The following is a 21,468-nucleotide window of genomic DNA, read 5'->3' as shown; positions in this document are numbered from 1 at the left end:
TCTGGCGAGTATTCTCGCCTAAATGGGTGTCCGGTTTCATTAGACCACTACATAAGGAATCTATAACCGATGACGCGTATTTCCTCTGCCAGCCCGCCCGCCACCCGCTGTTGTGCCAGACACGACACCCTCTGCAGTCGCCCCCATTTCGACTTCAACGACAGCGACACCTGCCCCCCCCCCCCGAGAAGCGCAGGGATCGTACGGATGCGACAGGGATACCGATCAAACCGGGCAAGTCCTCACAAAAAACTTCATTGTCCTCGGCGGCCCTTCAGGTGGCCCTTGATAGATCGGGCACATCGCCCAAGACTGGACTCCGGAACCCACCCCGTGGAGCTGATACAGGATATTATCCGTCGGGTCGCCAGTGGCTCAGCGGGTGATACGAGAGTGTCAGATTTTTTGTGTGCGGGCCGGTAATGGCCTGCCGTCAGGCAGGCCTTGATTTCACCAGACTGGTCTGATGAATCGATCTCCGTACAGGATCGCAAACTGATTCATGGCGTTCTTCCAGTCATGAGCCGCGCTGCCCCAATTGGCGGTGATATTTTGCAGTGCCAGCCAGATCAACTTCGTCGCTGCATCGTCAGTTGGAAAGTGACCTCTTGTCTTGATGATCTTGCGCAACTGATTGATGCTTTCGATGGCATTGGTGGTGTAGATCACTTTTCGTATGGCTGGCGGGAAGACGAAAAATGGGATGACTCGGTCCCAAGCGCGTCTCCAAGCGGCAACCACCGTTGAATATTGCTTGCCCCAAGGTCCCTCCTCGAAGGCATCTAGAGCTTGCTCGGCAGCGTCAGCGTTGAGCGCTTGATAGACCGGCTTAAGCGCTTTAGCCAGCTCACGACGCTTGTCCCAAGCCGCGTAATCAAGGCTGTTGCGGATTAAGTGGACGATACAAGTCTGCAACGTCGTCTCAGGGAATACCACACTCAAGGCTTCTGGCATGCCTTTAAGACCATCAGTTACCGCGATCAAAATGTCTTCGACACCGCGTGTCTTGAGGTCGTTGAAGACCTTCATCCAGAACTTGCCCCCCTCAGTGGTCTCAATCCGCAGACGTCTGTTCCGTACTGCTCCGAGAGGAATGCACGAATCTCACGAAATGTCATGCCACGGGCGTACATGGCAATGATCTTGTCATCGAAGCCGGTAAAGCGGCGCTCGTGCTTGGGGATCAGAATCGGAGCAAAGCTGCCATCGCGGTCTCTGGGGATGTCCAGGCGAAGCGGGCCGTCATCGGTCAGCACGGTCTTGCCACTCTTACCGTTACGCTGGATGATCGACTCCTCAGGGCGATCCGCGCCCTGAGGATAGCCAAGGTGGTGGCCGAGTTCAGCACCCAAGGCTCGCCTCAATCAACGCCTTTTTGAACGCCATCGAAGCGTCCTGAATGGCTTCGGCACTCATCGGGCCGTTGACGAACTGGTCGATCAACTCTTTGGGAATGGATGGAAGGTCGCACTGGGCCTCACGGGCCGGTTTTTTTGGTCGGCATACATGCACCTCTGCAACATGTTATGCCCGAACACAAAATTTATGACAGTCCCGATCATTTTGATCAACAAGAATAAGGAGTTCTTCCATAGCTAACTCCGTTATATTTTCACCGCTGGACATTACCACGAACCAGACAAGATGAAACCAGTAAAACCCCTGCTCGCCCAACACCATATAAAGCAGTCCAAAAACAAAATAAAAAATCGCCCGCTACAAGAAACTGATTATTACGAACAACCACTAAACCGTTTCTAATAAAATTACATTTGTGTTTTTTTATATTGTCGGGCTATCACGTTTTTCCAGCTGAGTTTCATCTTCACCATTTCATAAAACTTTAATACAACGGTGAAATACTCATGTAGTCGGCCAGGCATGCTCAAAATTTGCCACTACCAATGTCCTGAATTTTTTGCTACTGGAAAAAACATGGTTAATTTGATTGTTCGGCCACTCAACACTCCAGCCAACATAACACCGCAAAATCAAGGACCCGATGAGTCGTCCTCAGGCGCTACGCCAACCGACTCAGTGCAACATCCCAAATCAATCCAATCAACACATTCCCTGCGGCGTACTCGTAGCCTGCCTTGGCATGACTCAGCTACGCGTACGAGGAGCTTGATCGCCCAGGCAAACAATCCTTCACTGCACGTACTTACAAAAACAGCCTCGGCGCCAGCATTACGAACGGCATCATCCAGTCGGATCACCGGCAGCCCCCTCACTGAGATAGAAGCTCAACCCGTACCCCACTCCATCAAGGAAGCCTCAACATTTGCGTTTTTTACCGCACAAATGGCACGTCATGCGCTACCTGTAGCCGGTACAAGGACGCTGGCGCAGGGCCTAGTAGCTCCCGCCCTCGCCCGCTTGATAAAAACACATCCTCAAGCTGCATTAGCGACGCAGGGGGCGATTGCTATTCACTCAATGGCCCGCGTTGCAATGTCCTATCAACATACGCAATCGAGGAGCGCAGTCGCTGATGCCGCGTTTTCAGGTTGGGGTGAAGGGCCTGGCATAACCGTCCGACGCCAAGTCTGGCAAACGATTCAGCGAGTTGGAGTACTGATCTCCGACGTACTCGCTATTACCCTCACCGCAGCTTCAATCAGCCGTCCGGAGTTGACACCCATTGCGCAGCGCATCGCCGCGATCAATGCACGTGCGCACCTGCTTTCCCAGGGACGTGAGTTCCTGCGGCCGACCATCAATACCGTGCATGTCGGCAGCAATGCTCCTGGGGTCATTCGCCCTGCCGACGGTCGCCACCTGCGTAGCGAGGATGTGACTTTGAAAATGCAAACCCAGTTCGGCTCCGCGGTGGCCATCAGCGAGTTCGTAGCTCAGATGTTAATGCAACTTACGTTGGGTGGACGTCCCGCGTGGGAGGCTGGCAGCCGCTTGGCAGTGGCAGCCGGGGCCATTTCCGGGCTAGCCAATACCGTGACTTCATCCGTAGAAGATCACCTGGTCGACAGCGCCGCCGCACGCCGCATGCACATTACCGACCCTGCGCATGTGCGCTATCTTCATAACGATTCGCGCAGCCCATTCAGCTACAGGGAACTAGGACGGCAAATGGAGCGAGTCGATGTGCGTGTTTTCAACCAGGTGCTACCGGCGCTGATTGCTGCAGGCATCACCTATGGCCTGGAAAAACTACTTTCGACGCCGTCCACATTTGCGCATCAGGCGAGTACTGCCGGGATTAGTATGGTTGTTCATGCCGTTGTCTTGAGCTGCTTACTTTCGGTGACAACACAAACCTATCAAGTCAACGATGCGGTTCGAAATCACCGAGCAGATGCCTGACGTTGAATGGCCCCCGTCGTCTGGGCGCAGTCGAGCAGCCATGGTCAAAGCGGTTCAGCTGTCTAGGGTCTCTCTGGGCCGCGCTCGAGGTCGTTTAACTCATTCGATTCACTCTCTTCGGCCCTTGAGGAGCGAGTCCCCGATGCCAGAACACGTATTTTTTGCTGCAACTGGTTAGCAGCAAGTGAACAACGACCACGGCCGCGTTGTCCGCCCTGGAAGCGAGCACAGTAAGCCCCTGAGGAACGAGTTGAGCAGCACCTCGAAACCGGTGAAATCCATTTTCCAATTGACGACCCCGACTACCCGGCTCAGTGCTGTGTGGAAGTTTTTGGCGATCGGGATCGGTAACATTCTCTAGGCACTGTACGAAAAGTAATGTCGTAAACACCGCATGGCACAAGCCAGTGAGACCATCGCCGCATAACTTTTCGCGAGCTTGTCGAAGCGCGTAACGATGCGGCGGTCTCCGGTTGCATCCGGTAGCGGTCGCAGTAACGACGTAGAGCCTCGGCGTCATAGCCCTTGTCGGCCAACAACCAACGGCAGCGTTTGCGGGGACGCCCGCGCAGGCTTAGGACGTAAGCCTCATCCAGCAGCGGTTGAGCATAGGCGATATCGCTGGCCTGACCGCCTGAAAGCAGGAAGTGCAAAGGCACGCCATTGGCATCGCACAGCATGTGAATCTTGGTTGTCAGGCCACCCCGGCTGCGTCCGAGCGCGTGGTCTTGCGGTTCTTCAGCCCCCCCTTTTTTCCCAGCACCAGAAGAGGCCTGGGTTGCGCGTACCGCCGTGGAGTCAATCATCCAGGTATCCAGATCAATCAACCCTGGCTCGTTCAACCTGATGTGAAGCCGTTTGAGCATCAGGTTGAATGCCCCGCGATTATGCCAATCTCGAAACCGCTGATAGACCGTGGACCATGGGCCAAAGTACTCGGGCATATCGCGCCAGGCGGCTCCCGAGCAGAGCACCCAGAGTATGCCGTTGAGCATCAGGCGATCATCTGCGCGAGGCCGGCCGTTTCGACGACTTTCCATAAAGAGATCAGCGACCAAATCCCAGGCCGCATCGGAGAGTTCATACCGCTTTGCCATCCATGGATTCCTTTCCTTCAATGGCTGCGAACTCTACCGAATCTCAGCGCCCAAGAGCCCTCCGTGAGATTTCAAGGGATTTCGTACAGTACCTAGTAAGCGGATTGCTACGGAGCACATGCACATAGAATGCCTCAACGAAGGAACCGTGGCACGCCCCCTGACTACTCACTGGGTTTTAGGAGAAATCGTGTACAGCATATCCCAAGCTGGGTATATCCCCCATTACAATTCCACCGGCGCTCCAGGGTCGAATGATTCGCTGCCCGCAGCCGTCCGCCCGGAAACTACGCGGTTGTTGGCCAGCGCTCCCGGTGCGCACCTCGGCCAGGGAGAGCAGGGTGTACAGGTGGCGCTTCCCGGGAGAAACGCAAATCGTGACGATCTGATTCGGCACATGAATCAGCAGAAGCTGTTAGCCCCACACAACCAGCGTGTTGATCAACGTCAGCGCCTGGCGATTGCCGCTTACCAATCCCTAATCCACTTGGAGCGAAGCAGAAACCACATTGCACGCAGGCTTCAGTCGCTCAACAGTTCGCTTGCCGACGCGCTGGGGAGCAGGCAAGACGCCAGAGGCCACTACATTTCACAACTGAACGCTGTGCAGTCGCAGATCAGCGAGCAGGACTTGCGTTTGAACATGGCTGTGCGCGATTTACGTCACCGCCCCATCACCCGCAATGACAAAGAACCTTATCTTGAGCTGGAGCGTCAGCATCGAGATATTTTTGCCAGCGACACTGTGAAGCGGGTCGCCGAAAACGCGGCTCCAATAAAAGGTATTATGGATGTCGATATGGATGAATATGCGGTAATCAATGTGGCAGACATGGCGCGTGGGATTCGGGGTCTAGGAACCAAAGGGCTCGGCCCTTGTGTCGCCATTACCGCGCAAGGCAAGGATGCTTATGGTGGGCCTGTTCTGGGCATGACGCATTTTTCGGGCATCGAAACGGCCAGTGACGCATTTGCCGAGCTCGATATGTTGTTGCGAAAAAAAGGGGCGCAGGGGCGACTGAATTTCACACTGGTCGGCGGGATGATTATGCCTCACAACCCCGACGACGAAGAGTCGGAATCCGGCAGCCTGGAAAACGAGACGGCGCTTCTAGGGGTGAGGGCTAAGTACAACATCACAGGCGCTCGGCTGCATGTTTGCGAAGGTGAACAGAATCCAATCACTGGTGAGGATCTAATGAGCAATGCGGTGTCAGTGCCTGGGCAGACATATTTTCGGTACGCAGATCTTTACTGAGCTTTGATGTTGTTCACCATCCCGCACCACGATTTGCCTCCCCGCATTTCGTGGCGCGATTGGATGAAAGAGCGCTTGCGGTCTACCCGATCAGGTTACAGAGAATCGCCTCGCTTTCCGCCATGTCGTCCCGCTTACGAACCACCTGGCTACCGACAAATGCGGTACAGAAGATACTTGAGCCGATTCTTGTGATATCTGGGCTCAAACTGCTCCTGGAGTGAGCGTTTAAAAAATGCGACACGGATGAAAAAGTCAGCTCTGACGACTATCCCCGACCGAGTGTCGACCTGGTTTAACCAGACGCTTACGGATTATCTTCAGGGACGCTTGATCAGTTCCATCGTAAGCGCTCCATGAACCTCACATTCAAAGCTGCCACCTGATCCCCAATGCTGTGCTCCCGATTCCTTTCTGGAGCCAGCACCTCATGATGCGTCCCGACGCAAAAGTCGAAAAAGTCTATCTCTATCCCAAGCCCGTCGACTTCCGAAAATCCATCGATGGCCTCGCTGCTCTGGTCGAACTGGACATCAAGGTCGCGGTGTTTGACCCGGTGTTTTTCGTGTTCCTCAACAAGCCTCGAAACCGAGTGAAGATTTTGTATTGGGAGCGCAACGGCTTTTGCCTTTGGCTAAAGCGCCTGGAATCCGAGCGCTTCAAAACATCGCCGGATTGTTCGGAGGAAGCCATCGTGCTGACGGTTCAAGAACTCAACTGGCTATTGGACGGTTTTGATTTGTGGCGCAACCGTCCGCATCAAGTTTTGACGCCTCGATTCGTCGCCTGATTCGGTATAATCCAGGGCATGATTTCCATGCCCAAAGACCTTCCTGACGCCCCTGTTTTGCTCAAGCAACTGCTTGAGCAAATGCTGAGTGAGCGCGAGTCGGATAAGGGCAAGATCGTTCATCTTGAAGAAGAAAATGCGCTGTTGCGTCAGCGCCTTTTCGGGCGCAAGTCAGAGCAGACAGCCGCCCCCGCGACCCCGCAAATGGCCTTGTTCAACGAGGCTGAAAGCGTGGCCGAGTCGGTCGACGAAACGGTTGAAGAAGAGGTCGTAGCGTCGACCAAGCGACGGGGCAAATGCAAGCCTCTGTCTGCCGATCTTCCGCGCATCGAAGTCATCCACGAACTGCCCGAGCACGAGCTGACCTGCGCCTGCGGTTGCCAAACACAGCATTGGCGAGGAAATCAGCGAGCAGCTCGAGATCGTGCCGATGCAAATCCGCGTGATCAAACATGTACGCAAGGTCTACGCCTGCCGTGGCTGTGAAACCGCACCGGTTACCGCGGACAAACCGGCTCAACTAATTGAAAAAAGCATGGCCAGTCCCAGTGTGTTGGCGATGTTGCTGACCACCAAATACGTCGACGGCTTACCGCTGCACCGCTTCGAAAAGGTGCTGGGCCGCCACGGTATCGATATCCCACGCCAGACGTTGGCTCGATGGGTTATCCAGTGCGGCGAACACTTGCAACCGCTGCTCAACTTGATGCGTGACCGGCTGCTGGAAAGTCGCGTAATCCACTGCGACGAAACGCGTGTCCACGTGCTGAAAGAGCCTGATCGAGAGCCGACTAGCCAATCCTGGATGTGGGTACAAACCGGCGGGCCGCCGAATCAGCCGGTGATCCTGTTTGACTACTCGACCAGCCGGGCGCAGGAGGTTCCGTCGCACCTGCTCGAAGGTTATCGCGGCTACCTGATGACCGATGATTACGCTGGTTATAACGCCTTGGGCGCGCAATCCGGTGTCGAACGTTTAGGCTGTTGGGCACACGCTCGACGCAAGTTCGTCGAGGCGCAAAAGGTGCAGCCTAAAGGCAAAACCGAGCTTGCCGATATCGCCCTGAATCTGATCAACAAGCTGTACGGTATCGAGCGAGATTTAAAAGAAGTCGGCGATGAACATCGCCACGAAAGCCGACAGCAAAACAGCCTGCCGGTGTTGGCGCAGTTGCAAACATGGCTGGAGAAAACCCAGCCACAAGTGACGACGCAAAATGCACTGGGCAAAGCCATCGGCTACCTGGCCAGCAACTGGATCAAGTTGGTGCGCTACACCGAAACCGGTTACTTGCCGATCGACAATGCGGCAGAGCGTGCGATCAGACCCTTCGTTATCGGGCGCAAGAATTGGCTGTTCAGCGATACGCCCAAGGGCGCGACGGCCAGCGCTCAACTTTACAGTTTGGTCGAGACGGCCAAAGCCAACGGCCAAGAGCCCTATACGTGGCTGCGCCACGCCCTTGAGCGCCTGCCACAAGCCTCGAGCGTAGAAGACTTCGAGGCCTTGCTGCCATGGAACTGCACGCCGCAAATGCCAAGATAGCCATAGATCCCCCACCTTTAAAATGTGGGGTTCATGGAGCGCTTACGTTCCATCGAGCGCCAACACCGGCATCAGGAATGGCTGGAGTTTTTCAATAAGATCAATCGAGAAACGCCCAAGCATCTTCAGCTGCATTTGATCGTCGACAACTATGCCGCGCACAAGCATCCAAAAGTGAAGGCGTGGCTTGAGAAGCACAAACGCTTCCATATGCATTTCACCCCGACCTCCAGTTGAACGCGTCTTTCGCGATATCACGGTGTACCTGCGTGACGGCAGTTTCAGTCATTTCGCGAACTTGAAAGCTCGATCACCACGTTCCTGGCACTGCGAAATGCGCAGCCGACTCGCTATGTCTGGAACGCCAAGGGGGAAGATATTTTGAACAAGATACAGCGAGCCCGTGAGGCAATGTGTCAACACCGGTTGAAAACTGACCCACCCTACCGAAGTAAAACTGACCCACCCCGGCGGTGTTTGAGGTCTGATTATTTCCGTGGCAAGGCCGTTTCTCTCGTCACCACCTGACCTGATTTCAGCTTGTCCTTCAGCCGATAACTCTGTCCGCTGACCTGGACGATATGCGCATGGTGCAGAAGCCGATCCAGCAGTGCAGCGGTCAGTGTCGAGTCGTCGGCGAAGGTCGTTGCCCACTGGCTGAACAGCAAGTTGCTGGTCAGCACCAAGCTGCCCTGTTCATACCGTTTGGCGATCATGTTGAAGAACAGGTTGGCTTCGTCACGACCGAACGGCAGGTAACCGATCTCGTCGATCACCAGCAGTTTCGAGCGCTGAACAACACGACTGAAATACTGAGCCAGACGTCCTTGATGGTGCGCGGCGACGAGTTGCAAAGTCAGGTCGGCGGCAGAGATAAATCGGGTGGAAATGCCCGCCATGATCGCCCGATGGGCTAGCGCGCTGGCCAAGTGTGTTTTGCCGACGCCCGAAGGCCCGAGTAGCACGACATTTTCCTTACGATCGATGAAGGCCAGCCCGGCCAGTTCCAGGATCTGACTTTGCGGCGCGCCGCTGGCGAATTTGAAGTCGTATTGTTCAACCGTTTTCACCGCTGGCAGTCCGGATTGTTGCAGCAGCACCTGGCGCCGGCGCTCGTTTCGAGCGCGATCCTCGCTCAGCAGAAGCTGCTCCAGGAAGTCGGCATAGCTCGTTTCTTTTTCCGCGGCTTGTTGGGCCAGTGCCGGCCAGTCCGTCGCAAAAGTGTCCAGCTTGAACTGTTGGCAAAGAGACTCGATGCGCAGATGTTGAAGGTTCATGGACGTACCTCAAGCAGTGCCTGATAGACCGAGAGCGGATGCTGCAAGCTTTCCACCGGCATGGGTTGGACGAGCGAAATCATGCTGCTCGCAACCCCTTGGATCTCTGGCAGGGGCAACAAGTGGTGCACTTCGGTATTCAGTCGGTGCTGGGGTATTTCGCCCGTCGTCGCATGGGGGCGGGCATTGGCGACCTCCATCAACCAAGGGCCAATCTTGCTGTTCGCGACTTCGACGTCCAACAGCAAGTTGACCTGATTGAGTGAGGCGGCCAGCGGCACGACGAAGCTGTTTTTCAGGTAGTGGTTGAAGCGCTCGACCTTGCCCTTGGTCTGCGCCCGATACGGCCGGCAGACTTTCGGTGTGAAACCGTAGCGCTCTGCCAAATTCAATAGCGCGGTATTCCAGCGGTGCTGACCGGGGCCATAAACATCGCGTTCCTGGATGATGGTTTTGGCGTTGTCGAAGAGTAGCTTTCGCGGCGTACCGCCGAAGAAACGTAGCGCCTTTTCGATACCGGAACACCAGGCTGCGGAGTCTTCGCGACGGGAGAAAACGACATAGGTCGCACGGCTCCAGCCCAACGTTGCAACGAATGCCAACAACGGATCGCGGCCACGCCGAATGACGGTGAAGTCCACCTGCATCTGCTCACCGGGCTCGGTTTCAAAGCGAACGACGGCTTCGTTTGCCTTGGATTTCAAGGTCAGCAGAAAGCTGGTGAGAATGGAGTATCCGCCTTGGTAACCCTGTTCGCGGATCTCCCTCAGCAGCACGATGGCAGGAATCCAATGGGGGTCGAGCGGCTTCTACGCGCTGGCGCAGATAGGCCTCGAAAGGCACAAGCTTGCCCACGCGCTGCGCGCGTGGGCCATAGACGACGGACTGGCGCTGGGCCTGTAATTTGAGGTGGCGTCGAATGGTATTGCGAGAGCAGCCCATCTGCCGGGCGATGGCCCGAATAGACAAACCCTGACGAATAAGAACACTGATTTCCACGTGTTGCTCCTGGGACAGCATGGGCAGCTCGCAAAAGCCGCATTTTGCCCAAGTGGGTCAGTTTTCAACCGGTAGGGTGGGTCAGTTTTGCATCGGTACTGACAGCAATGGTCTCACAGGCGTGAGGAGCTTTATTTGTGAGACAGCACACTAGCTGGGCGCGTTACCCATCCTGAAGTCGGTGGGGATTATGGAGCGCTAACAAATCATCTCGGCTCCGCACCTCGGTAGTTGGGCTCCCTTGGGTGTCCAAGCCTCCTCCTGGCCAAATTCTGCCTTTGTCGAAATGCGCGGAGAAAAGGCGCTGCTTAAGGAAATACAATGAATTAAGAAGAGCCATAGCCTAATGCCAGTCAGTTAAGCTGACTGGCATTTTTATTTTTGATCGGATACTTCGGTGATTTCAGCCGAATCGCCCGAGGATAAATGCGCTCCTCACGTCGATGCGGCAGCACGTAGTGCGGCGCTGAAGCATGAAGCTCGGCCAAATACTTGGGAATGTTCCCGGAACGGTCGGCGGAGACGCTGTTGATAAACCCGAGAATCGCCCAAGTGCAGGCGGTAAAGCTCATTTCGCACGGGTAAATGCCAGGACAGTGGCGACTCATTTCCACCATCTGATAGCGCAACAAGTTGTAGCCCAACAACACGCCCCACAACTCTTGCTCGATCATCTCTGGCGTCTTGCTGCGCAACGTGTAACTGCTGTTGAGCAGGGTCTGTTTCATTTCTCGAAACCCGAGTTCGATCTCCCAGCGCTGACTGTACAGATCGACGATTTCGTCGGACGGGAAGCGCAGCGGGTCAGCCATCGAGGTCAGAATATGACACACCTTGCCCTTGACGGTTTTGCTCAGCAGTCGCGCGGTCAGCCGCTCCGGCAACCCAGGCCATTGCTTGCGGGCCTGCGGCGAAGTGCTCAGCGAAACAATCGCATCCTGGCGCCCCAAACGCTGGATCACCTCGTACTGCGAGCCTTTTTTCAGCGGCATCAGCCAGTGGCGTTCGACGCCTGCTTGCTGCCATTGATGCAGTAAACCTAATGAGTAAAAACCACGATCAAACAGCGTCAGCGAGTGATCGGGGGTGGTTTCGATCAGTTGCTCGGCCAGTTTCATTTCGTTGCTGCGGTAGCCGTCAAACGCACTTCCAATCAGCAAATGGCTGGTCAATTCCATTTGGCAGACCATGCGCACCTGAGGAAAACCGGTGTCGCCATGCTGGTTGCTGGCGGAGTCATAGCGCGCCCGATTTTCCGGCGTGTCGGGCGTGCGCCAGACAACACCATCGACGCCCAACAAACGCAGACCGGCCCAAGTCGGATGACCGGCCGCCTCATGCCAACTTTTCTGGGTCAAATCGAAGACTTGTCGTACAGCTTCGCTGCCCAATCTCTGACGGGCCTGGACTACAGCGCTGGGGGCCACCAACGGGCGCTGGCCCGGCAACATGATATTCATGCGACTGACCACATCCCAGGCAGACATGCGCCGGAAGAACGCCATGGAGATCACGCACCAGAGCATCATTTCCAGCGGCAAACGACGCTTGCGCAGCGTCGCCACACCGGCTTGTTCAAGCGCCTGTTCGACCAAAGATGGATCGAGCAAGGCATCCAATCCCTCGATGGCGTTGGGGGTAGAGACGATGTTGTGGGTCAGTTTCAGTGCCCGAGCGAGACGCATAAAAAAATCCGATGCCAGTACAGGCATCGGATTTTGATTTCTTGCGGCCAAAGGTCAAGCGAGAAGGCTTAACTGATCGGCATTAGAGCCATAGCCTGCTTTTTTGGCTGGCCACCGTTTTTTTGAACTTCAAATGGTTGGAGCATCAAAAAACGGTGGGTACTTCAGACCTTCCCTAAAACTTCAGGTTTCCAGTTCATGATCACTAGGCTCTGTACGAAATCCTTCGAAATCTCACAGTGGGGCTCTTGGGCGCTGAGATTCGGTAGAGATCGCAACCATCGAAGGAAAGGAATCCATTGATGGCAAAAAGCGGTATGAACTCTCCGATGCGGCCTGGGATTTGGTCGCGGATCTCTTTGTGGAACGTCGTCGAAACAGCCGGCCTCGCACAGATGATCGCCTGACGCTCAACGGCGTTTTCTGGGTACTCTGCTCGGGAGCCGCTTGGCGCGATATGCCCTAGCACTTTGAGCCCTGGTCAACCGTCTATCAGCAGTTTCGAGATTGACGTAATCGCGGGTATTCAATCTGATGCACAAGCGGCTTCACATCAGGTTGAACGAGCAAGGGATGATCGACCTGGAAACCTGAATGATTGACTCCACAGCGGTACGTGCAACCCGGGTCTTCTGGTACTGGAAAAAAAGGGGCCTGAAGAACCGCAAGATCATGCGCTCGGACGTAGCCGGGGCGGTTTGACGACGAAGATTCATAGGGTGTGCGATGCCAATGGCGTACCGCTGAGTTTTCCACTGTCGGGCAAGCCGGCGACATCGCCTATGCCCAACGGTTGTTGAACGGTGCTTATATCCCAAGCGTGTATGGTCGCCCCCGCAAACGCTGCCGATAAGGGCTATGATGCCAAAGCCCTCAGTCGTTACTGCGACCGTTACCAGATGCAACCGGTAATCCCATGAAGCCCAAACCCAGCCGGGTTTACCGAGACTGCTTGATCGCCCCAAGTACCGGCAGCGCAACATCATCGAGCGTATGTTTGGCTGGTTGAAGGAGAACCGCCGCATCGCTACGCGCGGGAGTGTCATAATTTTGTGTTCGGGGCATAACATATTGCTTGCAGAGGTGCATGTATGCCGACCAAGAAAAACCGGCCTGTGAGGCCACGCGAGACCTTCCAGCCATTCCAAAAGAGCTGATTGATCAGTTCGTAAACGGCCTGATGAATGCAGAAGACATTCAGGACGCTTTGATGGCGTTCAAAAAGGTGCTGGTCGAGCGAGCCCTAGCACCGAGTGGCCGCAACCGATACGCGGATCAGCCACCCACTGGCAGGTAGCGGCCCATTGAAAAAACGCAGCACGGTGCCTTCGATCGAGCAAAACCCCGCCCAAGGCCTGGAGCCTGGAGCGCCTGGAAATGACTGTAAAAACCGGGAGCGATCACCCCAAAGTGGCTCATCGCTGCACGTCGCTCTGGCACAGCGGTGCTAGCAGCCTGGCGGTCCGCAATGCCTTGAGATCCTCAGACCCGGTGCAGAGGCAAGCGATGCGCAGTTGCCGGATAACGACGTCGAAATGCTCGATGACCGCCGCCGTCGACAAGGTGGCATCACGCAACACCCCTGCGGCCTGCCCCACCAGGTCGGCGCCCATGCGAATGGCTTTTGCCGCGTCCACGCCGTTACGAATGCCGCCGGATGCGATCAATGTCACATCCGGCAATACCTTTCGTACCATGGCTAGGCTTGTCGCAGTTGGAATACCCCAGTTGGCGAACGCCATGGCCACTTTTTGATCGGCAGGCCGGATTGCGCGTTCGGCCTCGACCGCCGCCCAACTCGTTCCGCCGCAACCGGCTACATCTATGACGCGAACACCAGCATGCACCAATGCCACCGCCACCTGAGCAGACAGCCCGGCCCCAACTTCCTTGACGATCACCGGCACGCCGACGCTTTCCACGGTACGACTGATGGCATCCAGAATCCCTCGCCAATCCTTGTCCCCTTCCGTCTGGACGGCTTCCTGCAGCGGGTTCAAATGAATGATTAAAGCGTCGGCTTGCAAGCTCTCGACAGCGCCACGCGCCAGATCCAGGCCCACTTTCTCCAGCAACTGAGCAGCGCCGATATTACTCAGCAGCGGAACATCAGGCGCCAGGCGCCGCAACTCGCGGGTCAATCCCTGATCGTTTCCACCCTGTAACCCGACCCGTTGTGAACCCACACCCATGGCAATCCCAATCGCCTGCGCGGCCTCCGCCAAATGGCGATTGATCGCAATGGCGCGCTCGGCGCCACCCGTCATGGAACTTATCAGCAGGGGCGCGCGCAACCGCATGCCCAGTAGGGAGCTGTCCAGATTGATACTGGCCAAGTCCAACTCCGGCAATGCGCAGTGCTCAAACTGGATCGCATCAAGACCATTACCTGTGCCATGAGTTTCGCCATGCCTGCCCAACACGATATTCAAATGATCGTCCTTGCGCCGACTCAGATCGTTTTTATTCATGACTACTCCATTTACTAGGATCATTTTTATCCGAACTCAACCTGCTGATTGAGCAGTTGTACATGTAATTTACGTTACCTGCCTGCTTGGCGGGGAAAGGAGCCGAACGCTGGACACACCTCCAACACCCACTGCAGTAACTTAACAAGACCGATGCCGTTTCCATCAGTTTATTCGTTAACAGTTACAACACTTACCGAGAACTCTCTAGTCTGTGGCATAGGTACACCCCCCGATTGCGAGAGCGATATCCACGAACGACGTGATATCAAACACCTTGCTGATCCAAGGCAAAGACGGCAATGTTGGTACCTGCCCGGTGTTCAGCCGACGTTATGATGTATAACTCAACATCGCTTATTTCCGAAAGAAGCGCACTCGCTCTCCCTCCCGCTTCTTAAGGCACAGCTCTACGCCGACCAGGCCTTCCGAAGCTCCTGCAAACCGGGTTCGCTCGTGGCATCAAAAATCCAGCGAATACCGCGCACTCACAGTGGACCAGTAAAAGTTACTGGTGGTCCAGTTCTTCAATCCGGAAATGTAGCGAACCAAGTTGACGTTCGGACGTACGGAGAGTTGCAGCTTGGCTACCCGGTCGAATTCCGCGATGTCCAGCTCTATCTTTTGGACCACCCGTTCCATCGCTGACTGAGTGCTGAAACCGTCACGAGTGTATATGGTGACCAGATTATGAAAATCCTGCGCCTTAATCTCTTTATGATAGGATACCAGGTCATTCGAAAGTGTAATAATTTCACACGCTAAAAACTCTAAAACGCCAAGTTCGTGCACCGAAAAGTCTAGTTCGTCTAATTCTATGCCCAGCGTAGGAATAAGAAGATCGAAACATGGCAATACGGCACCAGTGGCCTGACGCCATGCAAGGTACTCCTCCACCGAGGGCACTCGATTATCACGGCGATTATCGCACTCCCAAGCATAGGCATCCAAAAAATCGATAATGTGCTGTGTAAAGCGAGACTGCCAATGAGGGGAGGTAATGCACGCCAGGTCAGACCAGACATCGGCGAGCCCCCTAAATAGACCAGCATGACTATGCTCCACAACTGGCTCGCCGGCCAGAACACGCTTTACATTATTTACCACGACTTGTAAAAGTGCATAATTTTTTGCGGGACTGCTTTCATCGAACTGATCATCAAGGATGAACAACCATGATAAGAACCGGTGTGCTGTTGACAAACCCTCTACTGTCGAACATTGGTGAGTCATAGCAGCGAGCAAAGGCACATTGATTTTTTTATAACGGGCCAATACAGGACCGTCTTGGTTGATGCCGAGACTCGTCAACCAGCGATGCTCCTGTTCGATCAGATGTCGATGATGGGTATTAATAGGGGGTACGTCCCCCCATTTGAGGTTACCCAGCAATTTGAACGCATGATGGCTCATACCATTTCCTTGTACAAATAAGTTATCAAGCTAACATCTTCAGAGGGAAGACTCGCAGCGCAATTAAAGTACTCGCTCGAACGATACGATCAGGTATAAATCCAAGGTGGGCTTTGAGTTTTTCAAACGACTCTAGAGTTCGCCATCTTTCGCCAAGAATCTTTTCGCAATTTGTTGCCACATATTTTAGGATTCCATCAACCCCTAAATTTTTCCCGCATCGCACACCCATATTTTGCCACTCTTGGCTAATCGAAGCGCCACTGCCACCATCCCAGACCATGCGCCGGCTACCAGTGCAAGTTTTACTTCTAGTTCGATACTGTTGACAACACTTTGCTTTAACCAGGCTTCTCAAGCCCTAGCCGAAAAGTCCAAAATGCTCCATCTTCAGCTTTAACAAAAAACAGCCGAAAACCTGACCAATTCGAAATGCTCGTGCTCCTATATTAACTCCGAAGCCGGACTCTAATAAATAGTCAACCGGATCTCAGTATATTGATCACTACCCCGCCCCCCCAGAAGGGAACATGTTCCGTATGACATATCGACTTTAAGACTTCAATCAAATAAAGCCCCGACGACTCCATAGACCAAGCTCCCGCAAATGGTATGTTTACCAAGCAATCATCGACACCATTTCAAAGATGCTCTCACTGGTATCAAGATCACGCCTTATCGTATTGCGCGCGCGATGCCGCACCGATCGCGACACCTTGATTGGTGGTGTCACCGAACAGTGAATTGGTCACCCCCAGCCCTCCCGTAACCTTGTTTACCATGTAGGACCCTGCCGCTGAAAAGGCATCCTTGAGCTCGTGCTGCAAGAACTGCTCTGCCCTCCGGGTTGCCGGGTCGGTGACCACCCCGGCAGTGGTCCAACTGGAGAATACCGCCGCGGATACTACCGTGTTGGTCAACTGGCTGACTGCGGTTTTCAGATAAGGGTTATTGATATTCTTCGCCGCCATTTCCTGCAACTTGGCAGCACCAGCAAATCCTCCGGACAAGGAAAGGCCGTTCTGGGCCAGGCTGCTCACCGAGATCAGACTACGTGCGGCCGGGATGCTATCCGTCAGGATATCGATTGGCATACCCGCCAGACGCTTACTAGCATTAACTGCCGCGCCCATGTAGGTGGCATTTTTAATGTTTTTATAGGCATCCAACCAGTCGATTTCATCATCCAACGCTTTCGGTTCGGCGTCTTTGCGCCCGAATATATACGCCCCACCCCGTTGGAGGTCCCGGCCTTCACTGGTGTGCATACGGTCGCCATACACCGCGTTGGCGGCCAGGCCACCTACCGCGGCGATGCTCGTATCTACCGCCGCCTGCACGGCAGGATGCCCTGCCAACATGGTGGCTACGCCTGTGCGCAACAGGTTTCGCGCGGTGTAGCCCTGGATCGCAACGCCCATGTCAACGCTTTTCTGCCGCAGCCCAGGTGCATTGCGCTTGAGTGAGTCGGCCATTGCGTCGTGCAGTTTTTCCGGGGCGGCCGTGAGATAGTGCGCATCGCCAGTCACTCGATTCATGACCCCAGTACCGACTTGGTCCATGACACCCGACAACGCGCCGGATATCAGCGGTGCCAGTGGTTTGAGCGACGTCGGCAGCCAGTTGCCCTTGCTGATTTCAGGCTTTGCGTACTGCAGGATTGTGGCGCTGGCGAACGGAATTGCGCGAAACGCACTGGAACTGCGGCTGGCCAGTCTATCGAACTTCTCCGCCTTAGCCAGCGTATCGGCAATATCGCTTAGGGTTTCACCTTGGCGCTGTAGAATTCGCGCCCTGCTGTCCGCGATGTCGTCAAGTTGTCTATTGTTGCGCGCGGCACCGACGTTGTGCTGTTCGATCTTTTTCAGCTCCGCCAGACTTACGTTACGGGGCACGGACTTCATGGGTTGACGATGAACCGCGAAGATATAGTCTTTGAGATAGTCCGAGATGAGTCTCACGTCATGCTGCGCCATTGCTTCAGTGACAGCCTTGACCCGTGCGGGCGAGTGACCGCCTTCGGTACTGTGAACCGAACCGACCAACGAATTGTTCTGTCCATGCTTGCGGCTCAGTGACAAGAAATTAGTGTGCAGCGCGTCGGGATCTATCAAGGGGCGAATAGGGGAAATACCGATACTCATGATAGTTTATCTCCTTCAGATCAGGGGTAATCAATGGGCCTTGGGTATGCCGAACTGATCTAAGACCGGGTCAACGTTATGATCGAAGGCTTTCTGAGCCTTGTGCTTTTTCACTGCCTCGATGATTGCAGAGATACCAAAACCCAAGGCCATGGCTGCGTCTGCAATCCAGCCAATCACTGGAATCGATGCACCAATCGCGATACCGGTGGCCTCGCCGACCACCATGCCAGCAACGCGTCCGCCGACCTTGGCGGCGACCTCGCCCAATCCGGCACGACCAGCGGATTTGGCAACGGCGTTATACCCCTGCTTGGCCGCCGAAAGCCCGGACTTGGTGCCGTCGTAAATGGTTTTCGCGGCATCGGTTTTGTCGCCACGGGCGAGCATGTCCGACACCGAGGTAAAGCCTGCGACCAATTGCAGCGCCGCCGGCCCCATCTGCGAGCCGAGCAGCATGGCCATCGATGGCGCATCATCCTTGTCGCCTTGGGCATTTTCCAACAGTTTCTGGCCGGTATTGGTGTCCTGCAGTTGTGCGAAGGTCGACTGCACATAGCTAGATTGCTGGCTTCGCACGAAGTCACTGGGCAGCACACTGTCATAGGCTGCTTTCTGCGCATCGGCGGCTTTGAGCGACTGCTCGCCATCAGCCTTCTTCTGATTGAGCAACTGCTTCACCGCACCGCCTTCACTGAAGTTGCGCACATAACTGTCCTGAATCCGGTCTTGCAGGTCCGGGCGCTGGCCCAATACCAGCTCAGCCCTCGGTACGTTGGCGTCCGGGCCAAGCAAATCTTTTTGCATTTGCAGTTGCGCCGATAATCCACCAATAGCGCTGCTGTAATTGGCGCTGGGCTTGTCCTTGCTTGTAGCCTTATCAGCGCGGTCCAAATCGTCCTGCAATGCCTGGCCGCTGTTGACCTTCTGCATCTGTTCGTTTACCGCTTTTTGCAACGACGGCGTGCTGCCGATCAAGGTACGGGACTGTTGCGGCACCTGCTTGTCGAGGAATGCCTGCACATCAGGATCTGCCTGCAACTGCCCGATCCTCTCGTTCAACGCGTCCTCGGTTTTTTCGGTTTTGCGCAAATCATGTCCAGCCTTCACGCTTTGCTGGGTCTGCTGCAACTTGACCATCACAGCTGTTTTCTGCTCGCCGCTGTAGGCTGATAGATTCTCGAATACATCTTTGCCAAGCTTGCTGATGTCGACATTGGCGACTGAATTGAGGGTCGCCGCATCACTGAGCATGCTAGCGAACTCACCACCGTTGGTAGGTGCCTGTTTTTTCACCCAGTCGCTGATGTTTTTCGAGTTAAACAACTTGTCCGGGCTATGGGCCGCCAACGAGCGGCCTTCCAGACCTCCTTGATCGATCTGGGCGAGAAACCCCGGTTGCGACCAGGTTTTCACCGCCTGCTTCAGCGTACCGGCCAGCCCAGGGTTGTCATGAATGGCTTTGAGTCCGTCTAAACTGGTGAGTCCATCGACTTTAGTCTCGCCGTTGGCACCCAAGGTATGCTTTGGGTCCGCGGCTTTGGTCAACGGATCGTTAGCACGAATCAGGGCTGCACTGCGAACCATCTCCAGCGACCCCGGATCGGCATCCGGATGATCTTTCTGATAATTGAAGATGTCCTTGTCAGCGCTCTCGGCGGCCTTCTGCATGTTTTTGGCGAACGCCTTCAGATCATCGTCGCTAATCTTGCCGTCAGCCTTACCTCCGTGCTTGCCGGTGTCCACCGCGGTTTTTAATGACGGGTTGGCGTTGATAAAATCCATTGCCTTGGCCGCATCCGGACCTTTCTGGGCGGCCATGCGCGCAGCCGCGATTGGCCGATTAAGCTCCTTGGCAGCCTGTTCGCGCTGGTCCGGAGGCAAATTGGCGACCATTGGCGCCCAACGTTCTAGCTCCTTGGGCGACGAGTATTTGGAATCATCGAGGAAGTTGGCCTCCGCCGCCTTCGGTTGATCGGCCGGCTTGGTCGGGTCCGTTGGTGCAATGGCGGTCATTGCGTTGGCACCAGCGACCGCAGCCTGTTTTTCTTCACCCGTCATGCCTTGGGTCGGCGCGTTCGGCGACGCCGCCCCGGTGCCGCCTGCCTGGGGGCAGGCAGCAAGTGAGGACCCCAAAGGTATCTGGGGCTGGCCTTTGAATAGCTGGGTAAGCTGTATCAGCAGTGACAGTAACTGCCGCTCGATGCCCTGCGTATCCCCCGTAGATTCTGCCGCAACGACAAACTGCGTTGTCGAAGCGCCAAAATGAACACTCGGATTGACGCTGCCATTCTGTGCCAGCGCTAACTTTGGCTGATTCAGCGGCGAATTCTGGACTGTATCATCACTATCAGCTTGAGGTGCGGTACCGATGAAGGGGCTGCTGGAAACGCGCATGGGAGTCATCGTCCAAGAAGGAAGGATGGTATATGTGTGGTTTCACGCATAAATTGGTTCCGAAAAATGTTCTTGCTTGTAACAATCGCTTCTTCTTGAACCGCCATCATTTCATGTCAGCAAAGCAGATGAGCTGGCCATGAACGGCGCGCCAAAACCTTTGCCAAGATCCATTATTCTGTGTTGATACCCGCCATCAAAGCGATTGTCCTCAGGTTTGTAGGGGCTCGCGCAAGCCTGCCTCCATTATTCAACTGATACAGACTACCGACCATCATCCATCTCATCGACGCGGTCGCTCTTACCGCAATAACCGCCTTCCTGGTCAATTGCGCACTCGCTCTGCACAACTTGGTCAATAATGCAACGATACCGAGCACATCTGAAACGACTCTGCCGTTCAGACTGTGCCCGGAAGACGCTGACACAGGCTTCAGGCAAACGGATCCATTTGACGCTTCAGTTGTTCTCTTGCCCGAGACAAGCGCGAACGCACTGTGCCGATAGGCACACCCAGGGAAGTAGCCGTCGCCTTATAGTTGCCGTCCATGTCCAATGACACCTCGATCACTCGCTGCATGTTCGACGGCAGACGTCCGATTGCCTTGACTGCACGCATAAGCTGACGATGACCATCAACTTGATGGCCAATACCGTCATCGCTGTCGAGTTCGGAATGGGTGTGATCCTCCCAGCTCTCATAATAAGGCTCGCGATACATCTTCCGGAAATGGTTGCGGATCATATTCAGCGCGATACCGCACAACCAAGTCTGGGGCTTGCTCGCATTCAGGAATTTGTGCTCGTTGCGCAACGCTTCTAGAAAGGTGCTTTGCAGAATGTCATCGACATCTTCCGGATTCATCACTCGCTTTTGGATGAACGCACGAATCATCCTTAGCTCAACGCTGGTTATTTGACGAATACCTTCGACTTGGCGGCTTGCATGATCAATGTCGAGAATCGATAGGCTAGGCAACATCAGAGCTCATCCTTGTTTGGGAGTGAGATAGCCCTATAGCGATATGCGTGCCACCTAAAATTATCCGTAACTCATTGTTTTTTAT

10 protein-coding genes and 7 pseudogenes are annotated in these 21,468 nt (G+C 54.9%); 7 read left to right on the top strand and 10 right to left on the bottom strand.

Translation table 11 applies throughout. The features are described from left to right. Positions 1-450 precede the first annotated feature (450 nt). Positions 451-1,416: pseudogene (locus PSH69_RS09670) on the bottom strand (IS256 family transposase). Between the two features lie 711 nt (positions 1,417-2,127). Between PSH69_RS09670 and PSH69_RS09665 the strand changes: the two are divergent. Continuing rightward, positions 2,128-3,324 (top strand): hypothetical protein, encoded by a 1,197-nt coding sequence (locus PSH69_RS09665; RefSeq protein WP_305411790.1) that lies wholly within the window; start codon positions 2,128-2,130, stop codon positions 3,322-3,324. A gap of 357 nt (positions 3,325-3,681) precedes the next feature. On the opposite strand, the pseudogene PSH69_RS09660 reads toward PSH69_RS09665, so the two are convergent. Then, positions 3,682-4,421, bottom strand: a pseudogene (locus PSH69_RS09660) (IS5 family transposase). 190 nt (positions 4,422-4,611) lie between these two features. On the opposite strand from PSH69_RS09660, the gene xopAK reads away from it, so the two are divergent. The 4 genes and pseudogenes from xopAK to PSH69_RS09640 all read left to right on the top strand — a co-directional run. After that, positions 4,612-5,679, top strand: a complete 1,068-nt coding sequence (gene xopAK, locus PSH69_RS09655; protein ID WP_305411789.1) for a XopAK family type III secretion system effector — start codon at positions 4,612-4,614, stop codon at positions 5,677-5,679. 430 nt (positions 5,680-6,109) lie between these two features. Further along, positions 6,110-6,469: an IS66 family insertion sequence element accessory protein TnpB gene (tnpB, locus tag PSH69_RS09650; RefSeq protein ID WP_305411788.1), complete on the top strand. Its 360-nt coding sequence runs from the start codon at positions 6,110-6,112 to the stop codon at positions 6,467-6,469. Between the two features lie 18 nt (positions 6,470-6,487). Beyond that, positions 6,488-8,015: pseudogene (locus PSH69_RS09645) on the top strand (IS66 family transposase). A gap of 42 nt (positions 8,016-8,057) precedes the next feature. Beyond that, positions 8,058-8,429: pseudogene (locus tag PSH69_RS09640) on the top strand (transposase); the annotation flags it as partial. A 74-nt stretch (positions 8,430-8,503) separates the two neighbouring features. Here PSH69_RS09640 and istB read toward each other — a convergent pair. The 3 genes and pseudogenes from istB to PSH69_RS09625 all read right to left on the bottom strand — a co-directional run bounded on the left by istB (position 8,504) and on the right by PSH69_RS09625 (position 11,976). Beyond that, the gene (istB, locus tag PSH69_RS09635) at positions 8,504-9,292 is read right to left on the bottom strand and encodes an IS21-like element helper ATPase IstB (RefSeq protein ID WP_305411787.1); all 789 of its coding nucleotides are present in this window, start codon (positions 9,290-9,292) and stop codon (positions 8,504-8,506) included. Further along, a pseudogene (gene istA, locus PSH69_RS09630) lies at positions 9,289-10,312 on the bottom strand (IS21 family transposase). Before istA ends, istB begins: the two are co-directional and overlap by 4 nt. Before the next feature lie 332 nt (positions 10,313-10,644). Then, positions 10,645-11,976 (bottom strand): IS4 family transposase, encoded by a 1,332-nt coding sequence (locus PSH69_RS09625; RefSeq protein ID WP_305411786.1) that lies wholly within the window; start codon positions 11,974-11,976, stop codon positions 10,645-10,647. A 298-nt stretch (positions 11,977-12,274) separates the two neighbouring features. Here PSH69_RS09625 and PSH69_RS30240 point away from each other — a divergent pair. Beyond that, positions 12,275-13,011: pseudogene (locus tag PSH69_RS30240) on the top strand (IS5 family transposase); the annotation flags it as partial. A gap of 56 nt (positions 13,012-13,067) precedes the next feature. Continuing rightward, positions 13,068-13,222 (top strand): annotated as a pseudogene (locus PSH69_RS09615) (IS256 family transposase); the annotation flags it as partial. Between the two features lie 169 nt (positions 13,223-13,391). Here PSH69_RS09615 and fni read toward each other — a convergent pair. From fni to PSH69_RS09590, 5 genes are all read right to left on the bottom strand, one after another. Further along, on the bottom strand, positions 13,392-14,447 hold the full coding sequence (gene fni / locus PSH69_RS09610) for a type 2 isopentenyl-diphosphate Delta-isomerase (RefSeq protein WP_305411785.1): 1,056 nt from the start codon (positions 14,445-14,447) through the stop codon (positions 13,392-13,394). Positions 14,448-14,909: 462 nt separating this feature from the next. After that, positions 14,910-15,860, bottom strand: coding sequence for a terpene synthase family protein (locus tag PSH69_RS09605; protein WP_305411784.1), 951 nt, complete (start codon positions 15,858-15,860; stop codon positions 14,910-14,912). 668 nt (positions 15,861-16,528) lie between these two features. Next, entirely contained in the window at positions 16,529-18,004 is a 1,476-nt protein-coding gene (locus PSH69_RS09600) for a type III effector (RefSeq protein ID WP_305411783.1), read from the bottom strand. A 30-nt stretch (positions 18,005-18,034) separates the two neighbouring features. Continuing rightward, complete coding sequence (locus tag PSH69_RS09595) at positions 18,035-20,401, bottom strand: type III effector HrpK domain-containing protein (protein WP_305411782.1); 2,367 nt, start codon at positions 20,399-20,401, stop codon at positions 18,035-18,037. Positions 20,402-20,834: 433 nt separating this feature from the next. After that, on the bottom strand, positions 20,835-21,383 hold the full coding sequence (locus tag PSH69_RS09590) for an RNA polymerase sigma factor (RefSeq protein ID WP_305411781.1): 549 nt from the start codon (positions 21,381-21,383) through the stop codon (positions 20,835-20,837). Positions 21,384-21,468 lie beyond the last annotated feature (85 nt).

Source organism: Pseudomonas sp. FP1740, from assembly GCF_030687165.1.
In the GTDB taxonomy this organism is placed as follows: Bacteria; Pseudomonadota; Gammaproteobacteria; order Pseudomonadales; family Pseudomonadaceae; genus Aquipseudomonas.
The sequence above is the reverse complement of the archived record's forward strand: the minus strand, read 5'-3'. Positions and strand labels throughout refer to the sequence as shown.